This window comes from Halorubrum sp. SD626R (assembly GCF_001261915.1).
Lineage (GTDB): Archaea > Halobacteriota > Halobacteria > Halobacteriales > Haloferacaceae > Halorubrum.
On the sequence record NZ_CVRT01000030.1, the window covers coordinates 140,502 to 160,576 of the forward strand.

General features: G+C 58.2%; 23 protein-coding genes. 13 read left to right on the forward strand and 10 right to left on the reverse strand.

Features of this window, described 5'->3' with window-relative positions:
* Positions 1-211: 211 nt before the first annotated feature.
* Positions 212-916 carry a type 1 glutamine amidotransferase gene (locus SD626R_RS02325; RefSeq protein WP_092562943.1) on the forward strand — a complete coding sequence of 235 codons (705 nt, stop codon included), beginning with the start codon at positions 212-214 and terminating at the stop codon, positions 914-916.
* Between the two features lie 139 nt (positions 917-1,055).
* Positions 1,056-1,856 (forward strand): sulfite exporter TauE/SafE family protein, encoded by an 801-nt coding sequence (locus tag SD626R_RS02330; RefSeq protein WP_092562945.1) that lies wholly within the window; start codon positions 1,056-1,058, stop codon positions 1,854-1,856.
* A 101-nt stretch (positions 1,857-1,957) separates the two neighbouring features.
* Here SD626R_RS02330 and SD626R_RS02335 read toward each other — a convergent pair whose 3' ends face one another.
* Together SD626R_RS02335 and SD626R_RS02340 are read right to left on the reverse strand one after the other, a co-directional pair.
* Positions 1,958-2,644 (reverse strand): SCO family protein, encoded by a 687-nt coding sequence (locus tag SD626R_RS02335; protein ID WP_092562948.1) that lies wholly within the window; start codon positions 2,642-2,644, stop codon positions 1,958-1,960.
* 96 nt (positions 2,645-2,740) lie between these two features.
* Positions 2,741-3,244 carry a winged helix-turn-helix transcriptional regulator gene (locus SD626R_RS02340; RefSeq protein ID WP_092562951.1) on the reverse strand — a complete coding sequence of 168 codons (504 nt, stop codon included), beginning with the start codon at positions 3,242-3,244 and terminating at the stop codon, positions 2,741-2,743.
* 118 nt (positions 3,245-3,362) lie between these two features.
* On the opposite strand from SD626R_RS02340, the gene SD626R_RS02345 reads away from it, so the two are divergent.
* Entirely contained in the window at positions 3,363-3,719 is a 357-nt protein-coding gene (locus SD626R_RS02345) for a DUF7471 family protein (protein WP_092563016.1), read from the forward strand.
* Positions 3,720-3,800: 81 nt separating this feature from the next.
* Here SD626R_RS02345 and SD626R_RS02350 read toward each other — a convergent pair whose 3' ends face one another.
* The 5 genes from SD626R_RS02350 to trxA all read right to left on the reverse strand — a co-directional run bounded on the left by SD626R_RS02350 (position 3,801) and on the right by trxA (position 8,892).
* Entirely contained in the window at positions 3,801-4,373 is a 573-nt protein-coding gene (locus tag SD626R_RS02350; protein ID WP_092562954.1) for a nitrous oxide reductase accessory protein NosL, read from the reverse strand.
* 133 nt (positions 4,374-4,506) lie between these two features.
* Positions 4,507-5,370: a copper ABC transporter permease gene (locus SD626R_RS02355; protein WP_092563019.1), complete on the reverse strand. Its 864-nt coding sequence runs from the start codon at positions 5,368-5,370 to the stop codon at positions 4,507-4,509.
* A gap of 14 nt (positions 5,371-5,384) precedes the next feature.
* Positions 5,385-6,185, reverse strand: coding sequence for an ABC transporter ATP-binding protein (locus SD626R_RS02360; RefSeq protein ID WP_176697253.1), 801 nt, complete (start codon positions 6,183-6,185; stop codon positions 5,385-5,387).
* Positions 6,186-6,253: 68 nt separating this feature from the next.
* On the reverse strand, positions 6,254-8,353 hold the full coding sequence (locus tag SD626R_RS02365; protein WP_092562960.1) for a NosD domain-containing protein: 2,100 nt from the start codon (positions 8,351-8,353) through the stop codon (positions 6,254-6,256).
* Between the two features lie 128 nt (positions 8,354-8,481).
* The gene (gene trxA / locus SD626R_RS02370) at positions 8,482-8,892 is read right to left on the reverse strand and encodes a thioredoxin (protein WP_092562963.1); all 411 of its coding nucleotides are present in this window, start codon (positions 8,890-8,892) and stop codon (positions 8,482-8,484) included.
* Positions 8,893-9,163: 271 nt separating this feature from the next.
* Here trxA and SD626R_RS02375 point away from each other — a divergent pair, with 271 nt between their 5' ends.
* The 3 genes from SD626R_RS02375 (at position 9,164) to feoB (ending at position 12,421) form a co-directional block, all read left to right on the forward strand.
* Positions 9,164-10,084 carry an NAD(P)/FAD-dependent oxidoreductase gene (locus tag SD626R_RS02375; RefSeq protein WP_092562966.1) on the forward strand — a complete coding sequence of 307 codons (921 nt, stop codon included), beginning with the start codon at positions 9,164-9,166 and terminating at the stop codon, positions 10,082-10,084.
* A gap of 199 nt (positions 10,085-10,283) precedes the next feature.
* Positions 10,284-10,526 carry a FeoA domain-containing protein gene (locus SD626R_RS02380; protein ID WP_092562968.1) on the forward strand — a complete coding sequence of 81 codons (243 nt, stop codon included), beginning with the start codon at positions 10,284-10,286 and terminating at the stop codon, positions 10,524-10,526.
* Positions 10,523-12,421: a ferrous iron transport protein B gene (feoB, locus tag SD626R_RS02385; protein ID WP_092562972.1), complete on the forward strand. Its 1,899-nt coding sequence runs from the start codon at positions 10,523-10,525 to the stop codon at positions 12,419-12,421. The genes SD626R_RS02380 and feoB overlap by 4 nt, the downstream gene beginning before the upstream one ends.
* Positions 12,422-12,762: 341 nt before the next feature.
* Here feoB and SD626R_RS02395 read toward each other — a convergent pair whose 3' ends face one another.
* On the reverse strand, positions 12,763-13,014 hold the full coding sequence (locus tag SD626R_RS02395; protein ID WP_092562979.1) for a hypothetical protein: 252 nt from the start codon (positions 13,012-13,014) through the stop codon (positions 12,763-12,765).
* A gap of 297 nt (positions 13,015-13,311) precedes the next feature.
* Here SD626R_RS02395 and SD626R_RS02400 point away from each other — a divergent pair, with 297 nt between their 5' ends.
* Positions 13,312-13,542: a hypothetical protein gene (locus SD626R_RS02400; protein ID WP_092562982.1), complete on the forward strand. Its 231-nt coding sequence runs from the start codon at positions 13,312-13,314 to the stop codon at positions 13,540-13,542.
* Positions 13,543-13,895: 353 nt separating this feature from the next.
* Here SD626R_RS02400 and SD626R_RS02405 read toward each other — a convergent pair whose 3' ends face one another.
* Entirely contained in the window at positions 13,896-14,075 is a 180-nt protein-coding gene (locus tag SD626R_RS02405) for a DUF8073 family membrane protein (RefSeq protein WP_092562985.1), read from the reverse strand.
* A 308-nt stretch (positions 14,076-14,383) separates the two neighbouring features.
* Here SD626R_RS02405 and SD626R_RS02410 point away from each other — a divergent pair, with 308 nt between their 5' ends.
* The 3 genes from SD626R_RS02410 to SD626R_RS02420 are packed head-to-tail and all read left to right on the forward strand — an operon-like array spanning position 14,384 to position 17,055.
* Positions 14,384-15,808 (forward strand): cytochrome ubiquinol oxidase subunit I, encoded by a 1,425-nt coding sequence (locus tag SD626R_RS02410; RefSeq protein ID WP_092562989.1) that lies wholly within the window; start codon positions 14,384-14,386, stop codon positions 15,806-15,808.
* Positions 15,801-16,808 (forward strand): cytochrome d ubiquinol oxidase subunit II, encoded by a 1,008-nt coding sequence (locus tag SD626R_RS02415; RefSeq protein WP_092562992.1) that lies wholly within the window; start codon positions 15,801-15,803, stop codon positions 16,806-16,808. Before SD626R_RS02410 ends, SD626R_RS02415 begins: the two co-directional genes overlap by 8 nt.
* A 1-nt stretch (position 16,809) precedes the next feature.
* Entirely contained in the window at positions 16,810-17,055 is a 246-nt protein-coding gene (locus tag SD626R_RS02420; RefSeq protein ID WP_092562995.1) for a hypothetical protein, read from the forward strand.
* 148 nt (positions 17,056-17,203) lie between these two features.
* Here the strand turns inward: SD626R_RS02420 and SD626R_RS02425 are convergent, their stop codons facing one another.
* Positions 17,204-17,410 (reverse strand): hypothetical protein, encoded by a 207-nt coding sequence (locus SD626R_RS02425; RefSeq protein WP_092562998.1) that lies wholly within the window; start codon positions 17,408-17,410, stop codon positions 17,204-17,206.
* Between the two features lie 154 nt (positions 17,411-17,564).
* On the opposite strand from SD626R_RS02425, the gene SD626R_RS02430 reads away from it, so the two are divergent.
* From SD626R_RS02430 to SD626R_RS02440, 3 genes are all read left to right on the forward strand, one after another.
* The gene (locus SD626R_RS02430) at positions 17,565-18,284 is read left to right on the forward strand and encodes a helix-turn-helix domain-containing protein (protein WP_092563001.1); all 720 of its coding nucleotides are present in this window, start codon (positions 17,565-17,567) and stop codon (positions 18,282-18,284) included.
* A complete protein-coding gene (locus SD626R_RS02435) occupies positions 18,281-19,201 on the forward strand; it encodes a sulfurtransferase (RefSeq protein WP_092563004.1) in 921 nt (306 codons plus the stop codon). The genes SD626R_RS02430 and SD626R_RS02435 overlap by 4 nt, the downstream gene beginning before the upstream one ends.
* Before the next feature lie 254 nt (positions 19,202-19,455).
* Positions 19,456-19,821, forward strand: coding sequence for a winged helix-turn-helix domain-containing protein (locus SD626R_RS02440; RefSeq protein WP_158298346.1), 366 nt, complete (start codon positions 19,456-19,458; stop codon positions 19,819-19,821).
* Positions 19,822-20,075: the final 254 nt, after the last annotated feature.

Consider the following 20,075-nt stretch of genomic DNA (forward strand, 5'->3'; position numbering starts at 1 on the left):
ATGTACTGAAACCAGTTAGTAGTTGTGTGAGAAACAACCAATAGTATAAGTCGAATAATCGCTGATTGAATTTGTATTTAGCGTCTTAGACCCCAATACTGATAGATAAATCCATCAGAGGGCGATGTAGACTAGCTCTATGTAGAGTGGTTGTGTATATAAATCGCACTACTCACAAGTATTATTGTCTGTAGCGCATCTAAAAGAGAATATGAGCGTAGCACTCGGAGTAATCGATGCATCGGTTGGTGAGACTCCTGCAGAGGCGAACCTGCGTCGAGAGCTCGATGCGGATATTACCGTGTTCAAGCTAATTGAAGGCGAGTTCCCGCCGTCGAAATCTGCGTCCGAATGGGAGTTCGATGGTATCATCATTAGTGGATCTCAGACTTCAGTATACGACGACTATGACTGGATTCATGAGGCGACAGAGTGGGTCCGCCGGGTTCACCACGTCGGCATTCCAATTCTCGGTATTTGTTGGGGCCACCAGTTCCTCGCACAGGCGCTAGGCGGGCGTGTCGTTGATATGGGCGAGTACGAACTTGGATACGAGCAAATCAGACGCCTTGGGGACGATCCGCTTTTTGAAGGCCTCGCTGAGGAATTTACCAGTTTTGAAACGCACTCTGACCGAGTCGCAGAACTCCCCCCGGGTGCGACCACCCTCGCACGCAACAACTACGGGGTACAAGCCTTCCGCGTCGGAAGCACGTACGGCGTGCAGTTCCATCCCGAGTACGATCGCGAGACTGCGGTTTGGGTGACCGAGAGGAAAGACCTCCCGGACGAGCGAATTCACTCCGTTCTTGATGGAATCACCGATGAATCAGTCGAGGCAGCACGGGAAAGCAAGACAATCTTCGAAAACTTTCGGGGCCTTGTCGAAACTCACCAACCTATTCAGCAGATCTGACTGTAATCCTGCTGAGATGGGTTGCTCATAATAAACACACCTCGGTGGATAGTATTGATCCCCTGTTCGTTAGTGTCTGAGCCCTCTCGTTCGAGAGGTACACCAGACGACACAAGCCCGTACGTAACCGAGAAAGGCTATGATCGAGTCATTCCTTCGAATTGATGTTGTGCTTTTTGTTCTCATCGGTGTGCTCGGCGGCGCACACTGTATTGGGATGTGCGGGCCGCTCGTGACAATGTATTCGAAGCAGATGACGCCGCAGTCTGACGGTGGGACGGTGACAGCCAGCGACGGGCGTGCCGGTCATCTCACGACCTACGAGGTTCGCCAGCACTTCCTGTTCAACGTCGGCCGGGCGACCACCTACGCGATTCTTGGGGCTTCCTTCGGCGCGCTTGGGAGCGTCGTGTTCGTCACTGCTGACCAGCTGACACCGATCGCTGACCTCCTGCGAGGTGTTGTCGGTCTTGCGGTCGGAGGGTTCATTGTGGCGACAGGCCTTCGGTACGTCATCGGTGGAAGCGGGGGCGATATTCGTATCCCTGGCATCCAGCGCGTCACGTCGTGGCTCGCAACGAGAGTTCACCGGCACGTCAACAGTCCGAGCATTGTCGGTCTCGGGGCCGTCCACGCGTTTCTTCCCTGCCCGATGCTGTATCCCGCGTATCTGTTCGCCTTCGCGAGTGGCTCTCCGACCACCGGTGGAATCGCTCTCGGTGCCCTCGGTATTGGGACGATTCCGGCCGTCTTCCTCTATGGGACGATTATCCAGTCAATCGACGTTGCTCACCGGCGACGCGTTCATCGGCTACTCGGTGTGGTGTTCGTCGTGCTGGGGTACGTGCTGTTCGCGCACGGATTGATGGCACTCGGTGTTCACCTTCCCCACCCGATGTTCCCGCATTACCAGCCACTCGGGGGCGCGATGGGGCACTGACCGAGCACTGGACCTTTTTGACTCGATACAGCTGACGGGCTCCAATCAACAACTACGATGGCGAAAAGGACGGTAGTTGGCCTCCCGGAATCCAGGAACTGTCACGCAGTGGCCACTCGTTCGAGGTCGTCGACGAGCCGTTCAATGTCGGTTCGCGGCCCTCGTGAGTACGCCCGTTCGATGATCCCTTGCTTATTGGCGAGGATGATGAGCCCGTAGTGCGGGAAGCGATACTCTAAATTCTCGATGTCATCTGCCGGTTGCTTCTCGATCTTCAGACCGAAGTGCTCGTCGTGTATCTCTTGGGCCCGCTCGTAGGTCTCTGGGCGGAGGAAGTGCCAGTTACCCGCGTTGAGGTCAACCCCCTGCTGCCCAGCGTACTCGCGAAGCGTCTCGGCGGTATCGCGTTCGGGATCAAACGTGATAGGGAGAAACGAGACTTGGTTACTGTACCCTGCCTCGGCAGCGACCTCCTTCCCACGACGGAGTCGGAGAATAAGTGCTGGACACACTCCGTCCGGGCAGTTGGTATAAAATGACGTCCACAGCACTGCGCGCTCCCCTTCGAACTGGGATGTCGATATCTCTTCGCCGTGGATTGGATCGGGGACGGTGAACTCAGGCATTTTGTCACCGTAGCTCGGGAATGACGCCTCGCTGAGGTCTCGCTCCGGCGGTCCGAGAATGGTCCCTTCAGCGCCACCAGTGCCAAGAACACCAAGACAGCCGGCAGTGCCGGCGGTGACTCCCGCGACGCCAGCGGTTTTACAGAAACTCCGTCGGTCCATACAGTCGCGTATCGGTCCCGCGGTTTTGAGGTATCTGGTGTGACCCTCGAACGCGTCGATCGCATCCAATCTGGGCGGGTCCAGCCAGTCAGCTTCTCACTCGAAGAGGCTGTCGACGGTCCGAATGAAGCGGTCGACGAGCCGGTCTGGCAGCGAGGGCGACACCACCTCAAGCAACGCAGCCGTGCGGTCCGGGCAGGTCAGCGTGACCGTCATCGGACGATCATCAGACTTCGTGACGATCCCAGCGTCGCTGAGGTTTGAGACGTGCCACGAGACCGTGCTCCGCGCGAGGTCTAACTCTGTGGTTAGTGTTTCCGGGCGAAGAGGACCGTCTGCATGGAGCCGCAGTACGATCTCGCGGGCAGTTTCACGTCGGAGAAACGCGAGCGCACGTCGTTCCCACGGATCGAAGGTTGGATCAAAGTAGTGAGCTTGACCAGCGATCCGTTCAACAACCAATTCCTCATCGTTCACCAGCCGCCGGAGGTGATACTGTGCCTGTCCGGTGGCGATGTCCAGATCGCGTTCCACCTGGTTGAAGTGGACGCCGGGCGTCTCGTAGACGTGTCGTCGCACCCGATCTCTGGTCGTCGCCATCGTGAGTACTCGCCCGTAATCGGCTGAGAGATAAAACCTGTCGGGGGGTTCTCCCCGCACGGGAACGTTTCTCCCCGTGTCTTCTTATCACTTCGAACGCATACTGACCAGTGTCGTGATCGCATCGCTCATCTCCCGGACCGTCTTCCCGGCGCTCGTGCCCCTCACCGTCCAAGGGTCACCCGTGCTGCTGGCCGTCATCGCGTGCGCCGGGATCGGAACCGGTGCACTGTTTCTCGTGAGTCTCGTCGCGTATCGACGCCGCCAGACTGGCCAGTACCGACTGATCAGCGCTGCGGTCGGCGTGCTCGTTCTACGGTCGCTGGTCGGTGCCGGGACCGTGTTGGGGGTCGTCCCGATGCCGGTTCATCACTTCATTGAACACAGCCTCGATTTCCTGATCGCCGCGATGGTTCTCTACGCTGTGTACGCGTACGCACCCGGTTCGCTAAATGACAGCTCCACTGCGGACTGACTCGACCAGACCCAATCGCAACTGTGCCCGCGCTGCGACAATCAGTACTGGCCTCCCTCTCGATCCGTCCGGTTTATCGACTTAGCTTTCCGATTGTCGGATCCCCTCGATTAGGGTGCGGTCGATCTCTTCGTAATCAAATACTTGTCCGCCGTGCGTGTCGATGAACGATTGGGCCTCCTCTTGGTCCGAGAACGGGTGGAGCGCCGGGCCCATCCCACCCATCACGTCGCTTTCGGCGACGTAGAGGAGGTCGCTCGCGTCGGCGAACGTCTCCGGTGCCGTCGGCGACGGCATTCGCGGCGCACCGTCACGCTGCCGCACGGTATAGTCGACGCGCGAGAAGTCGGTGACGTAGACGATGGCCGGCTTCCAGCCGCGGTCAAGCCGATCGAAGTGGTAGGGAAAGAGGCTGTGGACGAGGGTGTGGAACCACGCCGGGTTGCCCTCGTCCCGCGGATCGGCGTCTCGGTAGAAGATCTGCCCGTTCGCGCCCCCGTGGGGGCCGATCGCCATCCCGTGATCGGTGTCGAACTCTCCCTCGAGATCCACCGGGTCGGGGAGCGCTTCCTCGGAGGCGCTCCCGCCGAGACAGCCGGCGAGTCCGGTGACCGCACCGCCGATCCCGGCAGCGATGACGCGGCGTCGGTTCATACTCATGCTTGCGCTCACCCGATCATATCCGTTCTGGTGGGAACGTCGAATTCGTCTCACGCAAAGATTGGTAGTTGAGGTCGCGAAAAGAACGTACGACCCGGATCCCGATACGCTCCCGTGACCGGGTTCCTCACTCCGCGAACCGGAATCGGACCCGTTCGATTACGGTACTCATGCGCTCCCGGAAGGCGAGCGTTCCGACCGAAGCGAGGCTTCCGAAGAGCGCCCACCCCGCAAGCGAGCCGACCGCCCGGCCGACGTCGACAACGTTCCCCTCCTGCGCGAACGAAACGCCGATCACGGTCTCGAAGACGAGCCCGCGGAAGGCTCCGTTCGGCATGAGCGCGGCTCGTCCGGCGACCGCCGACGGGTCGGTACCAGTCATTAACGACTGAATGAGCGCTAGGTCGCCGCCGAGCGTACCAACGAGGAACGCGAGGACCGCGAGCGCGGCCGCGCCCCGCCGGCTCGTCGCTGCTGCCGACACCCACATCGACAGGGCGAGGAACGCCGCTCCGAACAGCGTGATCAGTGCGAGAAAACGGACGTACAGCAGCGGCGAGTCGACACCCGCGTGGGTCGCGAAGATTCCGGTGTCAGGGGCGGCGGTCAACCAGATGTAGCCGCCGATCACGGCGAATGGGAGGCCGACGACCGCAACCAACGCGACCAGCCGTGCAAACAGGACACCGACGACATAGCCCGCGACGCCAACCGGATACGTCCGGATCACGGCGAACTCCCCGCTGACCGCGTCTGCCAACAGCGTCCGATACCCCAGCACGACCGCGAGCAGCGGCACCAGCAGCTCGGCCGGCAAGAGGAGGTCGACCACCGCCGGAACGAACCCTGTCGCGCCGCCCCCACCAACGGCGACTAGGAGCCAGAGCACGGCAAGTAAGCCGACCGCGAGGACGCCGTATCCCGGGGTGCGCAGGACCGTCGCGAGCTCTCGCCGGAATATGGCCCCTACGCCAGCAAATGCGTCGGTCACGCCGAAATCCCCGGTCATCGTTCGGATACCCCCGTCACGTGGACATCGCGGTCGCCGTCGTCGCCGGACCCGTTTTGCTCGTCTCCGGCCGCCGCACCGCTTCTCGATGGGTTCGCATCGTCGGCGGTTCCGGACAAGGCAGCGTCGCGTCCTGCGGCCTCGTACAGCGCCGCGGTCGTGTCGACACCGTACTCGTCGCAGAGGACATTGAGGTCGCCGGCAGCTGCGACCCGTCCGCGGGCGAGCATGACGACGCGATCAGCGTGGGCATCGACGAGGTCGAGATTGTGTGTACTCACGACAACCGTCACGTCGTCGGTCGCGTAGGTGGCCGCAGTCCGGAACGCCCGCTCGCGCATTCCGGGGTCGAGCCCGCTAGCCGGCTCGTCGAGCACGACGAGCGGCGGATCGCCCAGCATCGCTTGTGCGATACCGAGAAGCCGCTGCATCCCGCCCGAAAGATCCTCGACCGCTTTGTCGGCGGCGTCCGACAGTCCGACCGACGCGAGCGCGGCGTCGGGATCTCCGTCAACAAGTCGCGCGTAGAACGCGAGTGTTTCCCGGGCGGTGAACCCCTCACGGAACGGGACCTGCTGAGGGAGGTAACCGATGGACTTCTCACTCATGTCCTCGGCGTTCGGCCGTCTGATCTCTCCGGTGATCGGGGGAACGGTTCCCGCGAGCGCACCGAGCAGCGTCGACTTTCCGGAGCCGTTCGGCCCAATTACCGCGGTGAGTCCCGACCCGAACGTGAGCGACACCGAATCGAGGACCGGTACGCCGCCGTACGTCCGGGTGAGGTCGTCGACGACCACGCGATCGGGTGCAGCGCCGTCGCTCGGTAACTCAGAGTCGGGTGTCGTCTCCGTCGAGGAGTATTCTGTCACGGAGACGCCTCCTGGACTGCCGCCCGTTCGTTCGGCTCGGTACCCCAGTTCGGCTGCGTAGCGTTTTGGCCGGCAGCGGTCATAGGTTGGTCGTCAAGTTGGAGAGCAGCATGGCTGCGGTCATCGATCTGCGCCCGCCAGTCGGCATGGACCGCCGTCCCGTTCGGGTCTACGGCCGCTGTGACCCGATCGGGAGCGTACGGCTCCGGCGCTGGTGCCGGATCGATGATACTCCCAGAACGCGCCCCCGCGACGGTGCCACGGAGCCGTTCGAGAAGTTCGTTCACCGGTGACTCGCGGAGCGCAACGACGGCCGGTTCCCGGTGGAGGGCGGCGTCGATCGGCGACGTCGGGCGGTAGGCACGCCCGCCCGCCTCGTGGAGTCCCGCGTTTGCTCCCTCCCAGTAGTTGCCGCGGTCACCGTCAGCCCACACGCGTAGCGGTCCTGCTCCCGCCCCGGCGTGGCGATCGTTTCCCACAAAATCGTTTGCGACCACGCGACTCGCAGGCACGACCGTCGTCGCTCGCGCTCCCTCTTCATTTTCCACGACAACGTTGTGCTCGTATAGTGAGCCGCGTGAGCTGGTGGAAAAGCCCAGATCGTTGTGTGCGAGTGTGTTGTAGCCGACGTACGTCAGCGTCCCGGAAGCCTGTATTCCGGCCCCTGAGCCACGCACGTCGTTGCCGACGATCGCGTTACGGGCTGGCCGAGTCATTACCGTGACCCCCGCGAAAATCTCATCTCGGAACGAGTTGTCCGCGATCAAGGCGTCGCCAGTGTACATGAGATGGACGCCGTAGCGGTTCTCTCTGAACGTTGAGTTCCTGACAATCGACCCGTCGGCGCGGTGGAGGTATATCCCGTCGCGACCATTTGTGAACGTCCCGTTGGTGACCGTCACTTGGGATTCCATTCCGGTGATTCCCATGAAGCCGTCGTCCCACTCGGCTGTCCCGTTGACCTCAATATCACGGATCACCGCGTCTGATCCGTTCCGCAGGAGAACACCGCTCGCGTTCGTGTCGATCATCACGTCGTCTATAAACAGCCCCGGCGCGCCGAGTCCGCGGATCCCGGCGTCGCCGTAGCCGTATCCGAGTTGGATGTTCGTGTCCCATGACTCCGTCTCGTTTCCTTGCGCGGCCTCTTTGGCCCGTCGTTGAGCCGCTTCGGGATCCCGAGTTCGATTACCGGTGCCGTCAATCATCAGCCCCGTGATCGCGACGTTTGGAGCCCGAACGGTGATCACCGAACCGTTTCCGCCACCGCTGACGTGTGCGCCTTCGCCGGCGATCGTGAGCGGTTTCGTGACGTTGATCTGCTCCTCGTAGGATCCAGATGGCACGACGACCGTCGTGTTCGGCGGGGCTGCGTCGACCCCGGCCGAAATTGTCTCGACATCCTCACCGACGGTGACCGAGACGGGGCGGTCGGCGGTTCGTTCTGCGGCTGTGACCCGTCTATCCGCCATCTCCCAGCGTTCCGGTGCCATTGCCCGCGCGACCGTCCCGGAGTCAACGTCGAACGATCGCGTCCGAAGCTCCGCCCAATCGACGACTTTCCCGCCGTGACTCCCGGTGAACGCTGTTGCCGCGTCCCGAGAGGAAAACGGGATAACCGTCTCGCCGGCTGGCGTCCGAGCCTCACTACCGACCACGTAGACCGCTTCTTTGGCGGGTGTCCACGACGACGGTCTCGATTCGGCTGCTGTGAACAACCCCGTCTCAGTCGTCCCCGGCTTGGTCCCATCAAAGGTTTCGACATACGCGACGAGTGGATAACCGAACCGGCGTTCGGTGTAGCCTTCGTTGAGTCGATCGACGAAGGACTCGACGCCGTTGTATCCAATGACATACTGAAGCTGCGAGTAAAACACCTGAACGCGCGGGATTCGGCCGGAATCAGACATTAGCGAATCTGTCTCCGTAGACAGCCCGAGTTCGACGGTATCATCGTACGCGACGGGGTCAGGGGCGTCCGCCGCAGGGTCGGAAAGGAACGCTCCGGCAACAACGAATCCGACGATGACCGCGGATACGACAACGCAGGCAAGCACAGCCCGCGATAGGTCGCTATACGGGTCGGAAATCGCCACAAAACCGGTACCGGTCGTCGGGATATATCTGATTTGGTTCGATTCTCGAATACGAACGCCTGTCAGTGATGGGAGTATTCACATAATAGTTGAAGTATGAGGCGGTGCGTCCTCAAGTTCGCGTCAGCTCAGGCGTACTGGCTGATCAACGAGCGCAGTTCGTCTTTCTGTTGGACACCGACCATCCGTTCAACCTGTTCGCCACTATCGAAAAGATACATTGTTGGGACTCCTTGAACGCGGTATTGCTGTGCTAGTTGTTGGAGCTGGTCGACATCGATTTTAGCCACAGTAGCGTCAGTTTCGGCAGCCAGCTCCTCAACGACCGGTTCGAGCATCTGACATGGACCGCACCAGTCTGCGTAAAAGTCGGCCAGAACGACTCCGTCTTCTGCGAGGAGATCGTTGAAGTGATCTCCGCTCTCAACATGAATGGGTTCGTTTCGGTCATCAACGGTCTCCGTGCTGCCGTTGTTCGCTACCTGCTTCCGTAGTTCTTCAATCTTTTTTTGCCGGATTTGGTCTCGATCGCTCATCATACGCACTTTGTGGTCGGATCGTAATAATAGTTTTGTAGTATAGATACAAGATAGCTTAGGAGAGTAAGCAGATAGTCACGATCTCGATAGATACTATTGCTAAATGGATTATCAGATTGGCCGGGAGATAGCTTGTTGAAACCGGTTATAGAACCCTTTGCTACCAATATACCTACTAATTGGTTCTCTTTGATATCAGGATCTCACGCACAGTGCGATTAGTGGAGGGCCGGAATGTATAAGTTAGTATAGTGAATATCTTACAATACAAATGCCCGGTGTAGCCATTATCGGTGGTGGACCGACTGGATTGAACGCAGCAATCTACACGGCCCGTGCCGACAAGCGAACGCTCGTGTTTGACGACGGTGGCGGAACAACCCGTGATGTGGACACGATGGAAAACGTCTACGGGTTCCCAGAAGGCGTTACCGGCCCGGAACTCGTCGATCTGGGTCAAAAGCACGCACAAAAATACGGTGCTAACATTGTCGAAGAGGAAGTGGTTCGGATAGAACCAGACGAGGAGCAATACTGTGTCGAGACGACAGCTGACAAGTACACCGTCGACGGTGTGATCATCGCGACCGGAGCGGACTACGAACGGCCAGCAATCGCGGATGTTGAGTCGTACGAAGGTCACGGTGTCTCCTACTGTGTCGAATGTGACGCGTACTTTTATCGCGACAGTCCAGTCGCAGTCGTTGGTAACGACAACTACGCCGCAACAGAGGCACTGATGTTGCTTGACTACACCGACGATGTCCGAATACTGACTAACGGATCGCCGTTTGAAGCCGATAAAGACCTCCAAGATCGTGTCGTTGAGGCAAACATTCCAGTTATTACCGATAACCTGGATAGGCTTACCGGCGAGGAGGTACTCGAAGCCGTCATCACCCAAAACGGAGAGGAGGTGTCAGTAGACGGACTGTTCGTCGCACTAGGTACCGCCGGCGGCACGGATCTCGCGGAGATGCTCGGTGTCCCTGTTGATGGTGACGACATCATCACCGACCCTGATCAATCGACGCCAATTGATCGAGTGTACGCGGCAGGCGATGTCACTGGTGGCCATCAACAGATCGCGACTTCCGTCGGAGAGGGTGCCCGCGCAGCCATCAACTTGCTTGAAGATCTCCGTGGAGCAGACTATATTGACTACAAAAAATTGGATTCGCAGCCGGCCTGACTGATTCGATCGGGTGAGGTCCCGGTTGGCGGATTCGATCTCAGGTTGCTCCAGCTGATGTTTACCGTCAACTCATTCTGTTGGCTCATAAAAAGACTCAGAAATGTACACTTCTCGTTGATAAGCAGCCGGTAGACGTATATAATACTACATTATTTGCCGTACCTCTCAATGTGCATCTTGTTTTAGGTATACCTAAATGACGGCTGCGCTGGTGGACGTGCCTTCGGAGGAGTGGATTGAATTAATCGACGTGCCAGACGACGAGGTGCGTGCCCGGTTGCTGCGACTGGGCCTTCTCGACGGCCGTGTCAAGTGTCACAGACAGATCCAAAATGGCCCGGTCGTCATTCAGCGTCACGGGACGGAACTGGCGCTCGGCCGGCCGCTCGCCGAGGAGATAACTGTCGAGCGTGCAAGCAGTGACCGGGCACCGCGATGACAAGAGAAGACCCCATGCGGAGCTTCACCTCCGACGATACCGAGACATCTGTCGCGCTAGTCGGCGCACCCAACGCAGGCAAGAGCGCGCTGTTCAAAAGGCTCACAGAAGAGTACGTTGATGTCTCGAACTACTCCGGCACGACGCTCAAGACGACGTCAGTGACGATGGGGTCGACAGAGTTGACTGACACTCCGGGGATCAACGGCGTCTCGTCGTTTTCCGAAGAGGAGCGAGTCACAAGAGGAATTATCCTTGACACAGACGCGGTTATAAACGTTGTTGATGGCACACAATTAGACCGAGATCTGTTCTTGACCCTACAGCTGCTAGACATGGGTGTTCCAACTGTTGTCGCGCTGAATATGATGGACGAGGTCGCGGCAGCTAATCTTGAGCTTGATATTGACACGCTGGAAACTGCGCTTGGTGTCCCGGTCGTCCCGACCGTCGCCGTTACCGGTTTGGGCGTTGACGAACTGCAGAATCGCCTCTCGGAAGCATCAGCGCCCGCATCAACGCCCATCGATTCGTACTACGACGCGCTTCCTGACGACATCGATGCCACCCGCGCAGAGAAGACGCTACTCATCGAAGGCGACGAACCAACAGCCCGCCGCGTCGACACCCGCAACCTAGTAGCTGATGGGGGTGACACCTCTCCCGCCGTTGTCGATAAACGAGAAACGGTCTATCGTGAGCGTCGTACCCGGGTCCAATCGACCGTAGAGACGGTCGAGCATGCCACCACATCTGGGGAACCCTCTAAGAAATGGCTCGAGGACCTGCTTATGCGGCCGGCGACGGGTATTCCGATTGTGTCCGGACTCCTCATCGCGGTCTTCTATTTTATGGGAGTAGTGGTTGCACAGATGGTCGTCGGCTACACAGAAGAGATACTCTTCGGCCGATACTATAATCCCGCTGTTGAGACAGTTGTCGATAATCTGCTCCCGACAACCGAATGGGCCGCTCACGTTGAGTTCTTGCTTATCAACGATAACTTAGGATTGCTGACGATCACCGTCCAGTACATTCTCGGCGTGTTAGTACCGCTCGTGGCTGCATTCTACCTCGTGATCAGTATACTTGAAGACGCCGGCGTCCTGCCCCGACTTGCTGTCTTAGCCGATAGGGGGCTCAATCGGATCGGGCTCAACGGTCGCGCGGTTGTCCCGTTGATTGTCGGTATGGGATGTGTGACGATGGCGGTCATCTCCACTCAGATGGTCGGGTCGCGCCGGGAACAAATCATTACGACGGCGTTGCTGGGTCTCGCTATCCCCTGTTCTGCACAGATCGGTGTCATTTTGGGGATACTTGCCGGGCTCGGATTCGTCTGGTGGGCTGGCTACTTACTTGTACTGCTCGGTGTCCTCGGGGTTACCGGTATCTTTCTTGACCGGGTACTCCCCGGCGATCAAGAGGCACTAATCGAGCAACTCCCACGTGTGCGCGCCCCACGCCCACGAAACGTCGCTCGTAAAGCGTCGAATCGGACGGCCGCGTTCCTCAGGGAGGCGGCACCCTTGTTCGCGGGCACTGCGGTGGTGGTGTCGACGCTTGACTACGCTGGCGTGCTCGACGCGATCATAACAGCGCTCCGGCCGCTGACCGCCGCACTCGGGCTACCGGCGTCATTCGGACAGGTACTCGTTTTGGGACTGATCCGGCGTGACTTCGCCGCCGCAGGAATGACAGACTTGACGCTGGGAGCACCACAGACCTTTGTCGGACTGGTCGTCATCACGCTGTTCGTTCCCTGTATACTTACTATGACGATGATTCTCAAGGAACACGACGCGCGGAGTGCACTCCTCATGTGGGTCGGCTCTTGGGTGACAGCGTTCACCGTCGGTGGACTCGCCGCGGCCGCTCTGGAGGTGATCCTGTGATCTGTCCGACTTGTGGGTATGGGTTCGATCCTGCCCGTGGGTTGGCGTGTCCACGCTGTGGCACGTCACTGTCCTGTTTGGAGGAGTCGTGCGCAGAGTGTGGTGCCTGTTCGGGTCTCGTTGACCGCCTCAGATGTACAGTCATGGAGCGATTCAACGGCGAGAGAGAGAACAACGACGAAGACACCGAAAGCGAGTCCACGAAGGAGTTCTAGACAGAATCGGCACGAGACCACACGAAGGTCTCGTCAAGGCGTTACTGGGGATTTCAACTCTCCGCGGAGTATTCTGTGCGCGATAAGGGTAGTGCTCTCGACTTACTGCGCATTTACTATCGACTCCTAGTTAGTTTTGTTGACAGTAACTAACGTGGTTGGGACGATAATCGCGATTGTTAGTATTGCTCCGCTGATCACCGCAAAGGGAGCGACTGCGTTCACGGGATAGGCGAGCAGGTTGACCGCTGCCCAGTTCACAACGCTCAAAATAACGGTGTAAGCGATAGAGGCAAGCAGGACGACGACGCTGAACGCACCGACAACGACCCCCACAAGAGAGGGCGACTCTTCGGTAGAATCCTTATTCGAACTCATTGGTATATTCTGTTAGAGTATAGTACATATTACACACAAATAAACACGGCGAAGCCGCCGACCAATTCACGTGTTATATGCTAATCACGACGGTGCGACTACGGTCTGGTAATATCCGATATATTCGCAGTCTAACAGACAAGCCCACACATACACCGTACAGCAGCCGCTTGACGGCATACATACACAGCAGCCACTTAGCTGTGCAAAATAACAAGAATAAAAGCTTTTCTAAAAAATAGGATTGTGAAAATAGTAAATAGATTTTATTATATTGAAAGCTAAGAGATGCTTGTAATGGCAGTTGAAAACGACGACCTACGATCGAAGCTCGAAGAGAAAGGTGAACTGATGCTGGCTGTTTCAGAGTTTGAAGAGCCACTAGAGATACATCTCCACGATACGGACATCGAAGATGGGACAGTTAGAATTGAACTAACAGACGGTATCCTCACGTTTGATACGGACGAAATCGTTGCGGCATGGCACCACACTCATTCGCTCGCGGACTTCGGGCTGGAGGACTGATCGGCTCGTGTACGCTATCTAACGCGGACCCAGACGGTGAGGTGCTCGCGTACTGCAAAATCGGGAAGAGCTCCTATATGGCAACGCGGGTGCTGGCAGAGTACGGTATACCCGCTCGCAGCCTGACTGGAGGTTACTACCGCTACGAATCTGCGGCGGCAGACGGCACAGAGAATTGAATCCGTACCAGCAGAGTACCCCGGAGACACGTCGAAACGATCGTTTCAGTCGAGGGTCTGCCGCGGTCGATCACAGTCCGGTACGACCGTGCTACCGCTGAGGCTCAGCGGGCGGCAGGTGGAGCAGATGAGTCTTGAAACCGACGGAGCTGAGTTTCGACCAACTGTCGCACCTCAGCCGACAGAGTCCCAGTTACGGTACAGCGCCACGCCGAACGCAAAGATGACCCCACCGACCCCGACCTGTCGACCCACCGTTCCGAAGTTACCGCTGAGACCAGCGATAACCGCTCGAACCGTCATCACGAGCGAAACAAGCGCGACGAGCGCGAGCACAGCGTGATGTGTCTCCATGCGTGAACCCACCCGCCTCGTGGACCAAAAGGATCGGTTGGCGCAAGACAATCAACGCGACCGCGGCGACCACACCTGAAAAGTCAATACTTGGATCGACGCCGGCAGCGGCGTCGAAACCGGCGTGGGGGCATGCAGCCTTGACCAGCTAACTCGATTCGCTGTTGTGCGAAACCGGACACCGGTTGCGACTTGTCCTGTGACAACTCCGACGTTATCCGGGAGCAGTCGCTAATAACGAGGGGAAGCACCGACTGCCGATCGGCTCGAAAAATGCGACGTCCACACTACTCATCACCACGTACCAAATGATCGACCCAGTACTCGCAAGCCGGTTCCAGTTCGCCCTGACGACGATCGTTCATATCATCTTTCCGGTGATGAGCATGGGACTAGCTCCTTTCCTCATCTACTTCACGTGGAAGGATATTCGGGGCGGTGACCCGGTGTACGAACAATTACGTCGCTTCTGGACCAAGATCTTCGCCGTCTCGTTCGTCGTCGGGACAGTAACTGGAATTGTACTTGAGTTCGAGTTCGGAACGAACTTCGCCGCGTTCTCGACGACTGCCGGAGAGCTGTTCGGCGGTCCGCTCGCCATCGAGGGGATGATGGCATTCATGCTGGAGGCGACGTTCCTCGGTATTTTTGTATTCGGCCGCGAGCGGGTCTCTGACCGGCTTTATATGATCTCTAGTCTCGCTGTCGGAATCGGGACGTGGCTGTCAGCTGTCTGGATCCTCATCGCGAACTCGTGGATGCAGATGCCGCGCGGGTACGAACTCGTTACTGAAGATGGCCAGCAGGTGGTACACCTCGTTGACCCAGTCGCGGCGTACCTGAATCCACGTTTCGGATACATGTACGTCCACATGCAGAACGCCGCGGTGGAGTCGGTGGCCCTGTTTATGGCCGGCGTCGCAGCGTACTACATATATCGGCACCACGTCTGGGGGAACAAGACGAAGAACATCGTTTTTTGGCACAAGACCCTCAAGATCGCACTGGTCGCGTTACTGATTACGGCACCGCTGCAGGTACTCCAAGGTGACCTGTACGCACGCCACATATACGAAACACAGCCACAGAAGTTCGCCGCCATGGAGGCGGTCTGGAACACCGAGTCGTACGTTCCCGAGTACATCTTCGCCATCCCAACAGACTTGAGTCAGCTCACCGACCCGCGTGCGAAGGAACTGTTCGGGATCGGCATTCCCGGCGGCGCGTCGTGGCTCGCCAGCGGGGGCGACGCGACCGCGGAAATCCGCGGTCTAAACACGTTCGATACTGAAGCCCCGCCGGTCGCCATCGTCTTCTGGTCGTTCCGCGCGATGGTCGGGATGGGCTTTTGGTTCATTCTGCTTGCGTTCTGGGGCGGCTACCGGTGGTACACTGGTGAGCTATTCGAGGATGGACTGCTTCACAAGGCGCTGATGGCTTCCAGCCTCCTCGGTTTCGTCGCGGTCGAACTCGGGTGGGTCGTCACCGAGGTGGGCCGCCAGCCGTGGGTGATTCAAGACATCCTCAAGACGAGCGAGGGGGTCTCGCCCGGGCTTACCGGGAGTGAGGCACTAATCACGCTCGTCGGGTTCGTCGGCGTCTACACGGCGATCTTGTCGCTATACAGCTACGTCGTCATGCGCATAATCCGCGGTGGCCCGCCGGACATGAGCGCACTAGAGTCGGCAGGCGATCGCGACGCTCCGTCTGCAGGGGTGCCCGGCGATGACTAGCCCGAGCGTTGAGGCGCTCGCCTCGGGGCCGCTGTTCGACCTGCCGCTGCCGGAACTGTGGTTCGTACTCGTGTTCGGGCTGTTGGGAACGTTTCTGTTCCTCGATGGGTTCGACTTCGGGGCCGGCGCGATCTTCGCGACGCTCACAGACGACGACGCACGCGAGGCGGTACTGTCGGCAATCGGGCCGTTTTGGGACGGCAACGAGGTGTGGCTCGTTGTCTTCGGCGGTGCGCTGTTCGCCGCGTTCCCGTCGGTATACGCCGGGCTGTTCAGTCGCCACTACTTGCTGATGTTCGGCATTCTCGGGGCACTCATCCTCCGCGGGCTCGCCCCAGAAATGTACGAACAGCGACACGACGAACGCTGGCAGCGGTGGTGGGGGCGATCCTTCGTCGCTGGCAGCATCCTGGCGCCGTTCCTCCTCGGTGCGTTCGCGGGAAATTGGCTCGTTGGGACTTCCCGGTCGTTCACCGTCATCGGAATCGTCGTCGGGATTACGGTCACAGCGTTAACTGTCGTGTCCGGCGCCGCATTTCTCCGATTAAAAACCCGAAACGCACTTCCGAAGACGGTGACGCGGATCGGGCTCGGGGCCGTCGTTGCGTATCTCCTCGCGGTCGTCATAACCCTCGGGGTCTTGACGGTCCGACTCCCAGCCGGCGTTGACGCGGTGCTGTCAGCACCGGTACTCGTACTGGTCGCCGCGTCTGTCGCGCTCGGAGTCGGCTACGGCGTCGCACTCCGACGTGGGTGGAACATGGTCGCGCTTGTGGCAGCCGCAGGACTGACCTATGGGCTGATTGCGGTAGTCGCACTTCTCATGTATCCGAGTATCGATCCGGCAGCGGGGCTGACTATTAGAGAGGCTATCGTCTCAACGCTTCCATTAAACCTCATGTCGATCGGGGCAGCGCTGCTTCTCCCGCTCATCGTGACGTACTTCGCCGTCCTGTACTCGGCGTTCAGTGGGCCGATCACGCCCGACGAGGCGTACTGACATGAGCGATGATTCGCGGACCGGAACGCCGGCGGGGGCGTCGACGGTCGGGACGCTGCTGATCTCGCGCGTGGTGGTCACGTGGGCAGAGCTGCTCGTCGTCGGGTTCGTAGGGGCCGTGCTCGGCGGGGCCGCGTCTGGCCCGTCCCAGCTCATCGTCTACTTTGCAACGATTTTAGCGTCGGTCGCGGTGGTCATGTACAATGTCGACCGACTCGTCACCGTTCGGATCCGAGGTGCGACGTGAGTAGTGGAGTACGCGTGGCCGCCGCGTTTCAGCCTCCGCTGCCGAGCGAGATCTGGGCATTCGGCGGAGATGAATCAAATAGACAGCAGTTGACGGGACGACAGATCAACAGGTCTCTGTCCGTTCGCTCGGTGGGGGACGCGAACGGTCAGACTCCGTGGCGTTTGGCGACGATACCGAACAGCAGGACCGCGCTCGGGAGAAACAAAAGCGCCCCCAGCGCGGTGACGATGTCGTTACGGATAATCCCGAAGACGATTCCGCCGAGCCCAGCAAGGAGCGCGACGACTGCTGGGATCAGCAGTTGGCTTCTGAGCGCACCCAGCGTCTCGCGGGGCGAGCGTGAGAGAACCATACAAGATGATGTAAGTACGTTGGGACCATATCAGACGTGTTGTCGAGAGCCAACCGGATCGAGAACCGATGCGCGACGCAACATACCCCCTCTGTCACCGATATCGCGGCCGTCTCAAACCGATGCGGTCCCTACCAACCAAGTTCACTGCCAGATGCACGATTTTACCTTCGAAATAACGTACGACATCGGCGCCGACGAGTACGTCGATCTGTTCATTGATCGCGAGTCCCTCCGATCGGAGGCTGTCTACTCGTGTCTTGATCCCACGGAGCTGTGGACGCTCGAGTCAGTGACGGGCGATCCGACCGACCTCGCGGCCGTCGACGAGCTGCTCTTAGACGAGTCCGTCGACCGAGAGTCGATCAGCACCCGATCGTGTAACTCGACCCGAACGACGAGCTTGTTGACTGAAGAGCAACGACGGAGAGTCGCGTACACGTACATCTCGAATGTGGATTACTGCGAATCGGTCCCGCTCATCGCGGCGAAGTACATCGATGGCGGGGTCCTCTTCGAGCAGACTCGAACCGGCGATAGGGTTCGCTGGCGCGTGTTGGTGCAGGACGATTCGAAAATCGGACTTCTGTACGACACGCTGTCTGCGAAGCTCGGCGAAGGGTTATCGTTCTCGTTTAAACACCTAACTGAGGTAGACCACTGGGAGAGCGGGCTTCTCTCGCGAGCGGACATCCGCGCGGAACAGCGGGAGATTCTGAACGTGGCTGTAGAGCGTGGCTACTTCGAGACGCCGCGGGAAGTGACACTTGACGAACTCGCCGACGAGCTCGGGTTACCCCGGTCGACCGTGTCGTACCGCCTCCGACGAGCGACCGCGGAATTGGCGAAGCGATTCGCAGAGCAACAACTATGACGGCTGAAAACCCATCAGAGAACGGTGAACATACGCAGATCGATGCATCGACAGCAACACAGTATCCAACAGACGTGCTAGTCAGCCCTGACTGGGTTGACGCACGACTCGATCAGTTTAGCGCCACCAGTTCTGACCTCCGGCTGCTCGAAGTCGATGTCAATACTGCGTTCTACGACAAGGGCCACGCACCAGGTGCCGTTGGCATCGACTGGCAAACTGACCTCCGATCAGCGGAGTCACACGACATCCTTGATCCCAGTGAGATGCGTTCATTCCTCGGATCACATGGGATCACCGAAGAAACGACCGTTGTCGTCTACGGTGATAACTCGAACTGGTTCGCAGCCCACCTCTACTGGCAACTCTCCTACTACGGGCATCCAGACGTTCGGATTATGGACGGCGGCCGCGAGTACTGGACAGATTACGATTATCCGATCACAACGGAACCGTTCGATCCACCAACTGTGGAGTACGACAGGAGGCTTGATTCATCGACCAATCCAAAACTTCGTGCCTATCGGGAAGAGGTACGAGACGCACTCCATACCGAAACTGCATTTATTGACGTGCGTCTACCAGAGGAGTTTCGCGGCGATATTACAAAACCACCCGGAATCAACGAGGGAGCGATGCGTGGTGGCCATATTCCTGGAGCGATCAATATCTTTTGGGCCAAGAATATCCGTCCCGACGGCCGGTTCAAACCCCCCAGCGAACTCAGAAATGTGTATGAGTCGCACGGAATCTATCCTGACGACAAGGTGATCGTCTACTGTCGGATCGGTGAACGCTCATCAGTTACGTGGTTCGTGCTGGAAGAATTGCTTGGGTATGAGCACGTACAGAATTATGACGGTTCGTGGACCGAATGGGGGAATATGATTGGGGTCCCGATTGAGGTTGGTGACTGAGTCAGGGGAATGACCTCCATTCTGTTTACTGTAGAGTTCCAATAGAGCTAGAGCCATCTAATTGAGACGGGTTTGTACTTCGTTCACAGACAGTAATAGACTTGGCTAGAGGATCGGGGTAGAGAGTTGTCCTACGACAAGTGGACACACTAGCCGATCGGCTCATAACTTACAGTGATGCGAAACACCTGCTACCAGGGTAATGACGCGAGCGCAAGGACAGATACTGGCACACACACATTGAGATGGTCAAAATGAGCAGTTTCGACACTGAGTCTGAAGACTCACAGTCTATTGAACAGATCCTCAACGCACTGAGCGTCGAAACGAACCGGAAGATCTTATCTGCGCTCAATAAGCCAATGACTGCCGCCGAACTCGTTGATGAATGTGATCTCTCAACCTCAACGGTGTACCGAAAACTAGACCGACTCAGTAATTCGGGTCTGATAAAAGAACACCTTGCGGTTGACTCCGAAAACGGACGGTGTAGTCAATATGAGCGAAATATCGAACGTGTTTCAGTCTCCCTGAGTAGTGATGGTCGAATGACGATTCAAGTTGAGCAACCAAGCGGCAGAAGAAGAAAAAAGAAAACATGGAAACCATATGAGAAGTAGGCGGGTTTTTAAACAAAACACTTCGCAAATTGTGCTTTCCAGATCATATCAGGTAGCACTAATATTCCCACTAGCTGCAAACATATCTACAATATTTACCCTTATATGTAATAGCGAGTTCATGGCCCAAAATGAGGTTGAGAACGGGGTCACGGAGACCATTGGATCTGACAAAGAGTTTGATCCGATCGGGACACTTACGCTCATCGGGATCTACTTCGTCATCCTGCTGCTCGCGTGGGTGTACATCTATT

Coding starts and splice junctions, on each gene's coding strand:
- SD626R_RS02325 (WP_092562943.1), top strand. CDS start 212: ATGAGCGTAGCACTCGGAGTAATCGATGCATCGGTTGGTGAGACTCCT.
- SD626R_RS02330 (WP_092562945.1), top strand. CDS start 1,056: ATGATCGAGTCATTCCTTCGAATTGATGTTGTGCTTTTTGTTCTCATC.
- SD626R_RS02335 (WP_092562948.1), bottom strand. CDS start 2,644: ATGGACCGACGGAGTTTCTGTAAAACCGCTGGCGTCGCGGGAGTCACC.
- SD626R_RS02340 (WP_092562951.1), bottom strand. CDS start 3,244: ATGGCGACGACCAGAGATCGGGTGCGACGACACGTCTACGAGACGCCC.
- SD626R_RS02350 (WP_092562954.1), bottom strand. CDS start 4,373: ATGAACCGACGCCGCGTCATCGCTGCCGGGATCGGCGGTGCGGTCACC.
- trxA (WP_092562963.1), bottom strand. CDS start 8,892: ATGATGAGCGATCGAGACCAAATCCGGCAAAAAAAGATTGAAGAACTA.
- SD626R_RS02375 (WP_092562966.1), top strand. CDS start 9,164: ATGCCCGGTGTAGCCATTATCGGTGGTGGACCGACTGGATTGAACGCA.
- SD626R_RS02380 (WP_092562968.1), top strand. CDS start 10,284: ATGACGGCTGCGCTGGTGGACGTGCCTTCGGAGGAGTGGATTGAATTA.
- feoB (WP_092562972.1), top strand. CDS start 10,523: ATGACAAGAGAAGACCCCATGCGGAGCTTCACCTCCGACGATACCGAG.
- SD626R_RS02395 (WP_092562979.1), bottom strand. CDS start 13,014: ATGAGTTCGAATAAGGATTCTACCGAAGAGTCGCCCTCTCTTGTGGGG.
- SD626R_RS02400 (WP_092562982.1), top strand. CDS start 13,312: ATGGCAGTTGAAAACGACGACCTACGATCGAAGCTCGAAGAGAAAGGT.
- SD626R_RS02405 (WP_092562985.1), bottom strand. CDS start 14,075: ATGGAGACACATCACGCTGTGCTCGCGCTCGTCGCGCTTGTTTCGCTC.
- SD626R_RS02410 (WP_092562989.1), top strand. CDS start 14,384: ATGATCGACCCAGTACTCGCAAGCCGGTTCCAGTTCGCCCTGACGACG.
- SD626R_RS02415 (WP_092562992.1), top strand. CDS start 15,801: ATGACTAGCCCGAGCGTTGAGGCGCTCGCCTCGGGGCCGCTGTTCGAC.
- SD626R_RS02420 (WP_092562995.1), top strand. CDS start 16,810: ATGAGCGATGATTCGCGGACCGGAACGCCGGCGGGGGCGTCGACGGTC.
- SD626R_RS02425 (WP_092562998.1), bottom strand. CDS start 17,410: ATGGTTCTCTCACGCTCGCCCCGCGAGACGCTGGGTGCGCTCAGAAGC.
- SD626R_RS02430 (WP_092563001.1), top strand. CDS start 17,565: ATGCACGATTTTACCTTCGAAATAACGTACGACATCGGCGCCGACGAG.
- SD626R_RS02435 (WP_092563004.1), top strand. CDS start 18,281: ATGACGGCTGAAAACCCATCAGAGAACGGTGAACATACGCAGATCGAT.
- SD626R_RS02440 (WP_158298346.1), top strand. CDS start 19,456: ATGAGCAGTTTCGACACTGAGTCTGAAGACTCACAGTCTATTGAACAG.